This window comes from Streptomyces sp. NPDC104371 (assembly GCF_055583785.1).
In genome coordinates, this window is sequence record NZ_JBVJNF010000012.1 from 220,518 (window position 1) to 234,186 (window position 13,669).

The 13,669-nt window shown below is 71.2% G+C and carries 10 protein-coding genes and 1 tRNA gene; 10 read left to right on the forward strand and 1 reads right to left on the reverse strand.

Going from position 1 to position 13,669, the window contains the following annotated elements:
- The first annotated feature begins 10 nt into the window (after positions 1–10).
- From ACZ60T_RS30285 to ACZ60T_RS30330, 10 genes are all read left to right on the forward strand, one after another.
- Positions 11–514 carry a MarR family winged helix-turn-helix transcriptional regulator gene (locus ACZ60T_RS30285; protein WP_469668794.1) on the forward strand — a complete coding sequence of 168 codons (504 nt, stop codon included), beginning with the start codon at positions 11–13 and terminating at the stop codon, positions 512–514.
- Between the two features lie 277 nt (positions 515–791).
- Entirely contained in the window at positions 792–2,087 is a 1,296-nt protein-coding gene (locus ACZ60T_RS30290) for a M6 family metalloprotease domain-containing protein (RefSeq protein WP_365624390.1), read from the forward strand.
- A gap of 185 nt (positions 2,088–2,272) precedes the next feature.
- Positions 2,273–2,638: a hypothetical protein gene (locus ACZ60T_RS30295; protein WP_469668796.1), complete on the forward strand. Its 366-nt coding sequence runs from the start codon at positions 2,273–2,275 to the stop codon at positions 2,636–2,638.
- A gap of 283 nt (positions 2,639–2,921) precedes the next feature.
- A complete protein-coding gene (locus ACZ60T_RS30300; protein ID WP_469668798.1) occupies positions 2,922–4,070 on the forward strand; it encodes a radical SAM protein in 1,149 nt (382 codons plus the stop codon).
- Between the two features lie 63 nt (positions 4,071–4,133).
- Positions 4,134–5,690: a flavin-containing monooxygenase gene (locus tag ACZ60T_RS30305; protein WP_469668800.1), complete on the forward strand. Its 1,557-nt coding sequence runs from the start codon at positions 4,134–4,136 to the stop codon at positions 5,688–5,690.
- An 8-nt stretch (positions 5,691–5,698) separates the two neighbouring features.
- Positions 5,699–7,000 carry a sugar efflux transporter gene (locus ACZ60T_RS30310; RefSeq protein ID WP_469668801.1) on the forward strand — a complete coding sequence of 434 codons (1,302 nt, stop codon included), beginning with the start codon at positions 5,699–5,701 and terminating at the stop codon, positions 6,998–7,000.
- Complete coding sequence (locus tag ACZ60T_RS30315; protein WP_469668803.1) at positions 6,997–7,953, forward strand: glycosyltransferase; 957 nt, start codon at positions 6,997–6,999, stop codon at positions 7,951–7,953. The genes ACZ60T_RS30310 and ACZ60T_RS30315 overlap by 4 nt, the downstream gene beginning before the upstream one ends.
- Positions 7,950–11,390 (forward strand): glycoside hydrolase family 3 N-terminal domain-containing protein, encoded by a 3,441-nt coding sequence (locus ACZ60T_RS30320; RefSeq protein ID WP_469668805.1) that lies wholly within the window; start codon positions 7,950–7,952, stop codon positions 11,388–11,390. The genes ACZ60T_RS30315 and ACZ60T_RS30320 overlap by 4 nt, the downstream gene beginning before the upstream one ends.
- Before the next feature lie 518 nt (positions 11,391–11,908).
- Positions 11,909–11,981: transfer RNA gene (locus tag ACZ60T_RS30325), tRNA-Arg, on the forward strand.
- 115 nt (positions 11,982–12,096) lie between these two features.
- On the forward strand, positions 12,097–12,444 hold the full coding sequence (locus ACZ60T_RS30330; RefSeq protein ID WP_469668807.1) for a hypothetical protein: 348 nt from the start codon (positions 12,097–12,099) through the stop codon (positions 12,442–12,444).
- A 90-nt stretch (positions 12,445–12,534) separates the two neighbouring features.
- Here ACZ60T_RS30330 and ACZ60T_RS30335 read toward each other — a convergent pair whose 3' ends face one another.
- Positions 12,535–13,539, reverse strand: a complete 1,005-nt coding sequence (locus tag ACZ60T_RS30335; RefSeq protein ID WP_469668808.1) for a tyrosine-type recombinase/integrase — start codon at positions 13,537–13,539, stop codon at positions 12,535–12,537.
- Positions 13,540–13,669 lie beyond the last annotated feature (130 nt).

Consider the following 13,669-nt stretch of genomic DNA (forward strand, 5'->3'; position numbering starts at 1 on the left):
GAGTGGGGGCATGGAGAGGGCATCCGCCGCGGGCACCCACTGGCTCACCGACGAGGAGCAGCGCACCTGGCGTGCGTACATGCACGCCGTGACCCTTCTCGAGGACCATCTCGACCGGCAGTTGCAGCGGGACGCGGGGATGCCGCACGTGTACTACGGGCTGCTCGTCCAGCTCGCCGAGGCCCCGGACCGTCGACTGCGGATGACCGAGTTGGCCATGCGCGCGAAGATCACGCGCTCGCGGCTCTCCCACGCCGTCGCCAGCCTGGCGAAGAACGGCTGGGTACGGCGCGAGAGCTGTCCCTCCGACAAGCGCGGGCAGCTCGCGATCCTCACGGACGAGGGGTACGAGGCGCTGACGCGCACCGCGCCCGGCCATGTGACGGCGGTGCGCCAGGCGCTGTTCGACCGGCTCACCCCCGAGCAGCGGACGAGCCTCGGCGAGATCATGACGATCGTCGCGGAGGGCCTGCAACCGAAGGAGTCGGGGGCGGACCTGCCCTGGCTGCGCTGAGCCCGACCGGAACCACACGCCAAGCCCGCGCGGCTCCACCTCGGCCGCGCCAACCTCGGGCGGGATCCGCCTTGGCCGCACCGCCCGCCCCCCGGCGGGATCCCCCCGGCTACGACGCCCCGGCCAGAACGCCCCGGCTCCCCCGCTCTTCACCCCTTCCGCGCCCGACAACCCCTCGTTCGGGCCGCTCCAACGAGCGCCCCCGCGCCCCCCGCCAGAGGGTGATCGCAAGGGTGCAGCCGGACGCCGGTGGCTGCCGTGGAGCGAAGGGCACTGCATGCAGCCGTCCAGCCGCCGGATACGCCCGCGCCGTGCCGCCGCACTCGCCTCGGTCACCCTGCTGACGCTGGCGGTCAGCACCTCCGCCACCAACGGGCCCCTGCGCGCGGACGACCCCACGACGGCGGGCGCGATAGCCCCGGGCCGCTCCTCGGCCCTTCGCCCCTGCATGATCCACGGCCGCATAGGCGTCCAGATGTCGGAAGGCATCCCGACCACCCCCGGCTACGCCCGCTCCACCGGCACCGTCCGGGCCCTGATCCTCATGATCGACTTCTCCGACGCGCCCGGCCAGGGCAGCGCACTCGACCGGTACGCCGAGTTCTTCCCGCAGACCCGGAAGTGGTTCAGCACCAGTTCGTACGGCCGCCTCGACTACCGCCCCCAGGCCCCGATACGTCACTGGCTGCGGATGCCCAAGCCGTTCAAGGCCTACGGGATCGAACGCGGCGCCCCCTTCGACCCCGGCTACCGCGCGCTGATCCGGGACATCGTGACCGTCGCCGGCCCCCAGGTGGACTTCCGCCGCTACGACCTGCTGAACGTCCTGGCCACCCCGAACGCGGGCCCCTCCGCCCTGGACACGGTCCTGTCGGTGACCTTCGCGGCCAACGCCGAGGCCCCGGACGCCGACGGTGTGCCGATCGCGAACGCGTCCTTCATCTACGGCCGCCAGGACGACGGTTCCGGCTCCTACGCGCTGACCGGCTACCGGGTCCTGCCGCACGAGAACAGCCATATCTTCGGCCTGCCGGACCTCTATACCCAGGAGGGCGGGGCCGCGGCCGGGCACTGGGACATCATGAGCGAGGACTGGGGTGCCGACAACGACCTGCTCGCCTGGCACAAGTGGAAGCTCGGCTGGCTCGACGACTCCCAGGTGAGCTGCGCGAACAGACGCGGCACCACCGAGTACACGCTGACACCGCTGGGCCGCGCCGGGGGCCGCAAGCTGGTCTTCGTGCCGATCAACTCCCAGGCGGGGTACGCCCTTGAGCTGCGCACCCCCGAGGGCAACGACACCGTGGTGTGCCGACCCGGGGTCCTCGTCTACCGGGTGGACGCGGACGTCGACACCGGCAACGGGCCCATCACGGTCCACGACTCCCGCCCCGACAGCGGCGGTTGCACCCGCAGCCCCAACGTCCAGGCCGAACTCTCCGACGCGCCGTACACCCCCGGGCAGACCTTCCGGGACCCGAAGGCGGGCATCGCCGTCACCGTCGAGGGAACGAACGCCTCCGGTGGCTACCGGGTGCGTGTGACACGCGAGTTGGATCATCCGTCGGTATGACGTAGACTCATGATCACGAGGTCGCCGGAACGAACTCCCGGCCCCTGGTAATGCGTTGGTGGTCCAAGGAAAGACGCCCCGCTTCCTGCGGGGAGATGCAGGTGCAAGGCCTGCCCGGCGCTCCGATGGAACCCCGTCCCGTGATCCACGGGACGGGGTTCTCGCGTTGCCGTAGGTTCTCCCGCATGTTCGAGACGATCCAGTGGCACTGCTTCGCCCACGCCGCCGACCGCCGCACGGCGGAGAGACTGGTCGCCCGCCTCGCGGCGCGGGCGCCTCTCCCGGTCGAGATCGAGAGCTACGAGCGGTACTGGAAGTCTCCCGAACTCGCCGATCTGCGGCTGGTCTCCCCGCTGCGCGGCGCCGCCCCTGACCAGGCGCTGCTGACCACCCTCGAGTGCGCGTGGGCGTTCGCCACGCCGTGGAGCCTCGCGAACCCGGACGGCGGCACACGCCATGAGTTCACGGGGATCGCGTCCGCCGACACCGGCGCCCGCTTCACCGTCGCGGGCGTCGAGTGGATGGAGTTCCTGCTCACCGATCGGCCGTGACGGCGGACCACCGAACCCACGACCGGGCACCGGCACCCGAAGCCGATCCTCCACCGTCCAGCACCGCCGGACAGCCCCCAACTGCCTCTCAAATCCGGCCATTCGGCATATCCACACGACCGGTTCCCGATGGCTGGTTGACATCCTTCGATCGGCTCGGGCACCGTCACGGGAGCGCTCCCACGCCTCTCTCCCGCCCTCTCCATCTCTGTCCCTGCCGCCCCCGCTCTCTGTGCGCTGTACGTCCCTCGCTCGTCCGCCGAACCGGAAAGTGACCGTACGTATGCCTGACAGCAGCCCCGTTCAGCCCGGCCCGACACTCGGTACGCAGTTCGTGGAGCGCAATCTCGACCTGGTGGGCAAGCTCTACCAGCGTTCCCTTCATCCCGCCGTCCTCGATGTCGCCCATGGCAAGCGCCTCCCCGCGCCGCTCGTCGTGGACCTGGACCCCACGACCGTGTGCGACCTCGCCTGCCCGGAGTGCATCAGCTCCCAGGTGCTGCACCACGGCCAGATAGGCCAGGACCGGATCGTCCGCCTGGCCCATGAACTCGCCGAGTCCGCCGTCCGCGCAGTGATCCTGATCGGCGGTGGAGAGCCGTTGCTCCACCGTTCCGTCGGGCGGATCATCGAGGTGCTCCACGAGGCCGGGATCCAGGTGGGCCTGGTCACCAACGGCACCCAGATCCACCGCCACATCGACCGGCTCGCCGGGATGATGTCCTGGGTACGGGTCTCGGTGGACGCCGGGAGCGCGGACACCTACCAGGCCTTCCGCCCCAGCCGCGGCAAGCACAGCGCCTTCCCTCAAGTCATCGAGAACATGCGGCTGTTGGCGGCGCGCAAGCAGGGCCGGCTCGGCTACTCGTTCCTGCTGATGCAGCGCTTCGACAGCGCGGGGAAGGTGGCCGAGTCCAACTACGACGAGGTGTACCGGGCCGGGATGCTGGCCCGGGAGATCGGCTGCGACTACTTCGAGGTCAAGGCGATGCTGGACGAGGACCACTACACGGTCAACCAGCGCCTGGAGGACATCGAGACGGTCGAGGAACAGATCGCCCGGCTACGGGAATCGGAGGGCGACACCTTCCGCGTCCTGCACTCCTCCAACTGGCAGGCCGTACGCCACAGCGCCTCCCCCGAGCAGCCCAAGGAGTACCACACCTGCGCGGTCGCCGAGCTGCGGACCACCGTCACCCCCACCGGGGTCTTCGTCTGCCCGTACCACCGGGGCAACCCCAAGGGACGCATCGGTGACATCCAGCGGACGAGCTTCGCCGAGATGTGGTCGGCGGCCGACACCACGGTGATCGACCCCAGCGAGGACTGCCGCTTCGTCTGCGCCCGGCATGGCACCAATCAGGAGATCTCCCGCCTCGCGGACCATCCCGAAGTCGGGGGTCTGGTCGAGGACTTCGACCCGTTCATCTGACGCGAGCCGCTCGCCCGGCGCTCCCCGTACCCCTGATTCCCCTCACCAAGGCCAGGAGCCCCCATGCGTCTGATCGTGATCGGAGCCGGCCCCGCGGGGCTCACCTGCGTCAAGCAGGCCCTCGCCGACGGCCACGACGTGGTCTGCTACGAGAAGCACCAGGATCTCGGCGGCATCTGGAACCCCGCGTCCGGCGGCGCGTACGCCGGGGTCCGGATGCAGAGCTCGCGCATGAGCATGCCGTTCTCCGATCATCCGCCCGACTTCACCACCGACTTCCCCACCCGGACCGAGGTCCAGCGGTACCTGCGGTCGTACGCCGATACTTTCGGCCTGCTCCAATCAGTGCGATTCGGCCACGAGGTGGTCGGCGTCGTGAAGGACGGCGCGCGGTGGCGGGTGACGGTCCGCGCCCGCGGCACCGAGATCACCGAGCGCGCCGACGCCGTCCTGGTCGCCAACGGCGAACTGTGGCGGCCCAGGCTCCCGGACGGCGGTCTCCCGCCGTCCGGCACCGGGGTCCGGGTGCTCACCTCCCCCGAGTACCGCGGACCGGCCGAGTTCGCCGGGAAGCGGGTGCTGGTCGTCGGCGGCGGGGTGAGCGGCGCCGACATCGCCGCCGACCTCGCGCCGTACGCCGACCGGGTGGACTGGTCCGTGCGCCGCAAGGTGCTGTTCCTGCCGCGCAGCATCGGCGGCGCGTACAACGACGCCCTGTTCTCGTACGCGGGCCGGGTCGCCGTCGAGGACGTGCCGTACGCCGAGTACCTGGGCTGGCTGACCGAGTGGCTGCCGGAGTACATGCGCATGTACCGCGCCACCGGACTGCTGCCGGACCGGGGATTCCACGGGGCCGTGCACGTCAACGACGTGATCGTGCCCGCGGTGCACAGCGGCGGGGTGCACCCCGTGGCGGCCTTCACCCGGTTCGCCCCGGACGGGCGGGTGCTCCTCGCGGACGGTACGCACGACCGGTACGACGCCGTGGTGCTGTGCCTCGGCTACGAGCCGCCCGACTACGGGTTCATCGACGGCCTGCGCCGCGAGGACCTGTACGAACACCACTTCTGGCGGCACGATCCGACCCTGGCCGTGGTCAACACCCCGGTGGACACCGAGGCGTTCGGCACCGCCTGCCCGTACTTCGAGGCGATCGCCGGATGGGTGCTGAGCGTGCTCGGCGGCAAGTCGGCGCTGCCCGGCCCCGACGAGCGCGCCGCGTGGTGCGCCCGCCATATGTCCGCGCTCCACGACCGGCGCTATCTCGACTGCTGGCTGGAGACCGTCCGCCTCGGGCTGCTCAGCGGCACCCTGCCCGACCCGGCCGTGCACTTCCGGGCCTACTGGACCCTCGTGGCCGGCCAGGTCGACCCCGCGGGGCTGCGCCCCGGACAGGCCCGTCCGCTGCCCGCCGTGCACGACGGGCGGCTGGACCTGGCGGGCGTGCGGCACCGCGTCCTGGCCGCGCTGCCGCTGCCCGCCCGGGAGCGGCTGCTCGCCCGAAGCGAGATCGACGCGGCCGACCTGGCGGCAGCCGCGCGCGTCCCCGCCGACCGCGTGCTGGAGCCCTGGCTGCCGTACCGGCAGCGCGCCACCGAACCCGTCGGCCCGGCGCGGTGAAGGGCCATGTGAACGACCCGGCCGTGACGGGGAGGAAGGCCGGTCGACGGTGGCTCCTGCTCGGCGACTCCGCGGTGCGCAACCTGATCGCCGCCACCGCGGCGGTCGGGGTGGCCGGTGCGTTCGTGGTGCCCACCACCAGCATCTTCCTGAACGAGGCCGTCGCCGCCACCCCGTTGATGGTCGGCCTGTTCTTCGCCGCCCGGTCGATCGCGGAGATCGGTACGGACGTGGTGGTGGGCGCGGTGTCCGACCGGCTGGCCAACCGCCGCACCGTCCTGGTGCTCACCGCGCTGCTCAACGCGACCGGGGCCCTGTGCTACACGTTCCTGCGCGACTACTACCTGCTGCTGCTGTCGGGCATGGTCTGCTTCGGTCTCGGCGGCGCGTGCTTCGGCCAACTCTTCGCGTACACCCGTGAGTTGGCCGACGCGCGCGGCGTGGACGCCCCGTTCTTCAACGGCTTCCTGCGCTCGGTCACCTCGCTGGCCTGGGTGGTGGGCCCACCGCTCGCCTTCTGGACGATCGCCCGCTGGTCGTTCACCGCGCTGTACGCGGCGACGGCCGCGCTGTCCCTGCTGGCGGCGGCGCTGTGCCGGTGGGGGCTGCCCGACCCCGGCGGCCCGAGGACGACCGAACCGGACGGGACGCCGGTCGAGGGACCGGACGATGAGCCGTCTCCCGGGCTGCTGAACATGTTCGCGGGCGTCGGACGGCGCACCGCGCTGCTGCTCGGAGCCGTCGTCCTGCTGCTCGGCGCCAACATGATGTACCAGATCAGCCTTCCCCTCCACGTCACCCAAGAGCTGGGGATGAGCGCGAAGTTCGCCGGTCTGCTGCTCGGGGTGAGCGCCGCGCTGGAGATCCCGCTGATGGTGCTGGTCGGGGTCTGGGCGGACCGGCTCGGCAAGCAGCGGCTGATGTGCGCGGCCACGGTCTGCGCCACCCTGTTCTTCGCCCTCCTCCCCCTCACCCACAGCCGGTCGGCGCTGCTCGCCCTCCAACTCCTCAACGCCGCCTGGGCCGCGGTGGCCATGAACATCCCCGTCGTCATGCTTCAGGACAGCCTGCCCGGCCGCTTCGGCACCGCCTCGGCCCTGTACTCCAGCGCCTTCAAGGCCGGCATGTTCCTGGGCGGCCTGGCCGTCGGCACGGTGGCCACCTGGACCGGCTACACCCAGGTCTTCTGGGTGTGCGCCGGGCTGACCGCGCTGGCCGGGCTGCTCTCGCTGTTCCTGCGCGCCCTCCCCGTGCACCGCCCCGCCGATCTCACCGCCCGGACCGAACCTCCCGAAGGGAGCACCGTGTGACCATTCCGCCGGCCTGCACCGTCGTCGTACCCACCTACAACCGGTCAGCCCTGCTGCGGCACACCCTGGACTCGCTGTGCCGCCAGCGGCTCGCCGCCCATGACAGCTTCGAAGTGATCGTCTCGGACGACGGTTCCACCGACGACACCGCACAGCTCGTCGCCGAGTACCGCGACCGGCTCGACATCCGCCACCTCTTCCAGGAGGACGAGGGGTACCGCGTCGCGAAGGCCCGCAACGCCGGTATCGCCTACGCCCGTTCCAGGGTCTGCGTGTTCGTGGACTCCGGCGTGATCCTGCGGTCCGGCGCGCTCGCCGCGCACCTGGCCGCACACCGGCAGACGTCCACGCCCGCGGCGGTCATCGGGTACGTGCTCTGTTTCAACGAGGGCAACGAGGACGGCGACGAGATCACCAAGTCCCTCGACTTCGCCGACCCGGACGCCTCCTTCGCCGAGTTCAGCACGGGGCAGCGCTGGCCGGACATCCGCGAGGACTACTACGCGCGCTACGGCGAGGACCTCGACGCCCTGACGGCGCCCTGGCTGATGTGGTGGACCTGCAACGCGTCGGCGTCCACCGAACTGCTGCGCGAGACCGGCGGGTTCGACGAGGCGTACCGCTCCTGGGGAGCGGAGGACGTCGACCTCGGCTACCGGCTGCGCGAGGCGGGCGCCCGCTTCGTACTGCGCCGCGACGCGGCCGCGATCCACGTCCCGCATCCGAAGAGCTACGAGGACAACATGCGCTCGGCCGCGGCCAACTACCGCTACTTCGCGGAGAAGTACGACACCCCGGTCGCCCGTCTGGTGCCGGACCACCACTTCCACGAGATCGAGGACATCCTGCGCTCCCGGGGGCTGGCCGACGGCGAGGTCACCGATCGGTTCGGCACCGTGACCCGGCCCATCGACGACAGAGACGCCGAGGCACAGGGGGGTGTGCGGTCATGACCCCACCGCTGCTCGGCATGTGGAACTGGAAGGACCGCGAGGCGCGGCGCGAACCACCCCGGGTGCTGGTCTTCTCGCCGCACCCCGACGACGAGGTGATCGCCTGCGGCGGCACCGTCGCCCGGCTCGTGGCCGAGGGCGCCCGGGTGGAGGTGGTGTTCGCCACCGACGGCGCGATGTCCCACTCGGCGGTGCTGGGCATCCACACCGACCCGGCACCCGCCGAACTGCGCCTGATCCGCCGCGAGGAGGCGCGCTCGGCGGCCGTGGCGCTGGGCCTCGACAAGGAGGCGGCACGGTTCCTGGACTACCCCGACACTCAACTCGCCGACCACCTCGGCCCGTTCCGCGAGGACGTCCTGTCCGTGCTGCGCGAGCACCGGACGGTCGCCCAGGTGTACATCCCCCACGAGGTACGGGAACTCAACGCCGACCACCGGCTGACCGGCGAGACCGTGGTGTCCTGCCTGGCCGAACTCGGCCTCGCGCCGACCGTCTACCGGTACGTGGTGTGGGACGAGCGCACCGAGGAGGAGTTCGGCTTCGTCAACCGCGACCCGGCGACCCGTCCGGGCGCGGAGACCGAGCGGCTCGTGTCCGTCGACATCGACGCGTACCGGTCGCGCAAGCACGCCGCGTTCCGCGAGCACCGCACCCAGGTCGAGCTTACGCCCCGGGCCAGACCCGGCCGGTCGTCCCACTGCCGTTCCAGGAGCGGGTGTTCGCCGCGCGGACGGAGGAGTTCTGGACCACCGGGCCGGTCGGCGGACCCGGCACCGCGGACCCTCAGGAAGGGGAGTGACGAAGTGACCACGACCGTGCCGTCCTCGACGGACGGCGGCGAGGGGCCCGGGGCCACCGGGCTCCCGGCGCTGCGCCCGCTGACCCGGTGGCCCCGGCTCGCCTCGGCGATCCCCCGCGACGCCGAGCTGGAGCGCCAAGTGGCGGAGATCCTCGGGCAGTTGACGCTGGAGGAGAAGGTCGGCCAGATGATCCAGCCCGAGCTGGCCGAGCTGACCCCCGACGACGTACGCGACTACCGCATCGGCTCCGCGCTCAACGGCGCCGGTATCTGGCCCGGCGGCAAGCGCCATGCGAGCGTACGGGACTGGGTGGACACCGTGGACCGCTTCTGGGCGGCGGCGGAGGAGTGCTGGCGGGGGCGGCCCTTCCGGATCCCGTTCATGTGGGCCACCGACGCGGTGCACGGGCACAACAACGTCCACGGCGCCACCGTCTTCCCGCACAACATCGGCCTCGGCGCGGCCGGGGACCCCGACCTGGTGCGCCGCATCGGCGCGGCCACCAGCCGCGAGGTCGCCGCGACCGGCATGGACTGGATCTTCGCCCCCACGGTCACCACCCCGCGCGACCGCCGCTGGGGCCGCTACTACGAGGGCTACGGCGAGGACCCGACGCTGGTGCACGCCTACGGGCGGGCCATGGTCGAGGGCCTCCAGGGCGACGCCACCGCACTGCGCGCGGGCGGACATGTACTGGCCACGCTCAAGCACTGGATCGCCGACGGCGGCACAGAGAACGGCGGCGACCGGGGCACGGCCCGCTGCTCGGAGGATGTGCTCAGGGACATCCACGCCCAGGGCTTCCTGGCCGGTATCGAGGCGGGCGCGCAGAGCGTGATGGTCTCCTTCAGCAGTTGGGCGAACCCCGCCAACTACGACCACACCCCCGGGCGCGCCGAGCCGTACAACGACAAGGTGCACGGCAGCCGCTATCTGCTGACCGACGTGCTCAAGGACGCCCTCGGCTTCGACGGCGTCGTCATCAGCGACTGGGACGCGCACGCGGAGGTCGCGGGCTGCTCCGCCGGGGACGCCGGTTACGCGATCAACGCGGGCCTGGACGTGCTGATGATCGCGGGCCGCGAGGCCTGGCAGAGCGCGTACCGCACGACGGTGGCGTACGTACGCGACGGAGTCATCCCGATGAGCCGTGTCGACGACGCGGTCTCGCGCGTGCTGCGGGTGAAGATGCGCGCCGGGCTGTGGGAGCGGCCCCGTCCGCGGGACCGTGCGCTCGCCCGCGCCGGGGCGCGGGTGGTGGGGTGCGCCGAGCACCGGGCGCTCTCGCGCGAGGCCGCCCGTACGTCGCTGGTGCTGCTCAAGAACACCCCCGGCCTGCTGCCGCTGTCCCGTACGGCCCGAGTGCTGGTCACCGGCAGCGCCGCCGACGATCTGAGCAAGCAGTGCGGCGGTTGGACCCTGACCTGGCAGGGCGACGACGTGGACCGCGCCGATCTGCCGGACGGCAGCACGCTGGCGGACGCGGTCCGCTCCGTGGTCGGTGCCGGGCGCTGCACGGTCGATCCGGCGCTGGAGCACGCCGACCCCGCCGACTTCGACGTGGCCCTCGTCGCCCTCGGCGAGGACTCCTACGCGGAGATGCGGGGCACCCTCAAGCCCTGGCGCTCCCTCGGCTACGCCGACCTGAAGCTCTCGTACGCCCGCGACCTCGAGGTGCTGCGCCGCCTGGACGCGGCCCGACTGCCCACCGTCTCCGTCTTCCTCACCGGCCGCCCGCTGTACAGCACGGAGGAGATCAACCTCTCCCGGGCGTTCGTCGTCGCCTGGCTGCCCGGACCGTACGCCGAGGGCATCACCGACGTGCTGTTCGCCGGGCCGGACGGCACGCCCGCGTACGACTTCCAGGGCCGTCTGCCGTCCTCCTGGCCGCGGACCCGCGACTCCGCCGCCGTCAACCGGATCCCGCCTCATCTGCCCGGCTACCGGGTGCCCGCCGAGGAGACCGTGCCCGAGGGCCGCCGGACCCCGCTCTTCCCGGTCGGCCACGGCCTGTCCGTACACGACCCGGCCCCGCCGACGGACCCCCTGCCGCTCGACGAGCCCCGCGCGACCCCACCCCCGCCCCCGGCGACCGACCCCCTCCGTGTCCTGGACGCGCAGGGCACCCCGTACCGGCTGCGGCTCGGCGGTCACAACACCTGGTCCCGGGAGGACATCCCGCTGACCGCCCCGACGCGGCTGCTCATCCTGGACTCCGACCCCGTACCCGCCCCCGGCGGCGGCACCGGGCTGCGCCTGCGCTTCAAGGGGTACCCGGCCTTCTTCTACGCGGAGTCGCCCACCGGCACCCCGGCGGACCTCCGCGGCCACCTGGCCGCCGAGGCCCAAGTAAGCTTCCTCGCCCGCGTGTTGGAGCAACCCTCAGCCCCTTTGCTCCTGGCCTGCCACGACGACTACCCCGCCCAGCCCGGCGTGGACCTGGCACCGAGGCTGCGCGAGGCGACGGAGCGGGAATGGACGCAGGTGTCGGTCCCCCTCACCGACCTGGCGGCGGCCGGTATGGACCTGGGCCATGTGGACGTGCCGTTCATGCTCTACACGGAGGGGACGGCGGCGCTGGAGATCGCCGATGTCGCTTGGGTGGCACGCGAGTTGGATCATCCGCCGGTATGACATAGACTCATGATCACGAGGTCACGGGAACTCCCGGAACCTGGTGATGCGTCGGTGGTCCAAGGAAAGACGCCCCGCTTCCTGCGGGGAGGTGCAGGTGCAAGGCCTGCCCGGCGCTCGACTGAACCCCATCCCGTGAACTACGGGATGGGGTTCTTGCGTTACCGCGCGCCGGGTCAGGACGAGGGCGAGTTCGTCCCGAAGCGGGTGCGGGCGGGCGCAATGATGTTCCGTGGCACCTTCTACGGCGACGGGTACGACTGGCGACACCGCGTCACCCCGACGCATGAACACCGCCCTGGCCACCCCACCACGTTCCCGCGCAACCGAGCCCTGCCCCCGGAGCCCAACCACAGACCAGGCCGAGCCCGCCGCCCCACCTGACCAGCCCAGACACCCGACCACCCGCAAGCCACCTGCCCCCACCAGGCCACCCGCTACACTGTCCGCGGTGACGCAGTCCTCGCGGACCACATCACCACCACCCTGCCGGGAATCACACTTCCCGACAGATCCCCGCCTTCGTAGCTCAGGGGATAGAGCACCGCTCTCCTAAAGCGGGTGTCGCAGGTTCGAATCCTGCCGGGGGCACAGCAAAACACCAGGTCAGGAGCCCTTCCGTCCAGCGGACGGGAGGGCTCCTGCGCTTGCAGCACACATATGGCACACATGGCGGCTGCGGGCAGAGCGTGGGGAGCTGTGCGAGATGCCCGCAAACGACGAGTTGGCCCGACGCCGGTACGAGAAGCTGGTCGAGCGGCTTGAGTCGCTGATGCAGAGCGCTCTGAAGCCGGAGTACGAGGGCTATTACGGGCAGCTGCTCCTCGGCACAAACGACCTCGCGGAGATGGGCGAGCTCAAGGACGTCCGGTATGCCGCCAGGGAGGCGGGACGGCGTCTCGGCTGGAAGACGACCACGCACCTCGTCGGTGGAAGGCTCTTCGTCCTCGACGAGCGGGAGGTGCCCGAGGAGATCGAGCAACTGGCCGGGGATGCGGCCGCTGCTGCGATCGACCGGGCCCGGGAGGAAAGTCGCCGACCGCGGCTGACCTGATCCGAAGGAAACACAAGGGGCCGCCCCACCGCCCCGGCGCGGTGGGGCGGCCCCTTCGGTTACGGCTCCCCGGCACGGATCAGGCACACATCACACGGCGTCTTCCTCCAGGGAAGCCACCGCCTCGGCAGCCTCGCGGGCCTTCCGGTCCGCTTTCTCAAGCCTGGCCTTCGCCTTGGCGAGCTGCTTGGCACGGCGCTTGTGCATCTTCTCCGAGACCTCGTCCAGGCGGTCCGGGAAGAGGTGCCCGTACGTGTCCAGGGTCAGCGTCGCGGACTTGTGGCCCAGCATCGTCTGTACGACGTTGACGTCCGCGCCACTGGCAATGGCGAGCGAGGCCGCTGTGTGACGCAGCTTGTGCGGGGTGACCTTGAGGTGCCCCAGCCCGGCCTTCACTACCGCCGGGGCGAAGAACCGCTGCCGGAAGTTGCGCGCTCGCAGGGGGCCACCTTGAGGCGCGGTGAAGAGCAACTCCTCGTCTCCCCGCCTCTGGGTGTGGGGCTTCAACTCCTCTGCCAGGAAGCGCGGGATCGGTACGGTCCGACGCTCGTGGTTCTTGGGGGTGTCGAGGTAGAGCTTGCCGTTGTCCTCGGCGTACGCCTCGACGATATGGGCCCGGCAGGCGTCCAGGTCGACGCGCCCCACCTTCAGCGCGGACGCCTCGCCCCAGCGCAGGCCGGTATAGGCCAGCAGCAAGATGAACACCCGGTAGGCGCCTGACGCGTTGGCCAAGGCGTCGACCTGCATGTCGTCGAGGTACACGTGGTCCGCCGGCATCGCCTTCGGCAGGGGCACGCCGACGGCGGGGTTGACCGCCAGACGACGAGCCTTGACCGCGTAGCCCAGAACACGACTGAGGACGACGTACGCCTTGCGGACCGACAGGGGGCTGAGCTTCCTGCCGCCGGTCGCCTCGCCGGACAGCAGATCCGCGAGCCACTCCGCGATGTCCTCGAAGTGGATGCGGTCCAGCGGGGTGGTGCCCCACTTGGGGATCACGTGGACGTCGAGAACACCGCGATAGCGAGCCCTGGTTGAGCGCTTGAGATGAAGCTGCGCTGCCAGCCAGGACTCCGCCACCTCTGCGAACTTCACGCGGGCGGCGGCCGGGTCACGGTAGGAGCCGTCGTTTAGAGGTCCTAACAAAGGCGTCGGACGTGGCGGTAGGTGATCAGGCAGGTCGCGAGGCCGAGGAAGGCTTCGTGGATGTCGTCGCGTCGCTCCC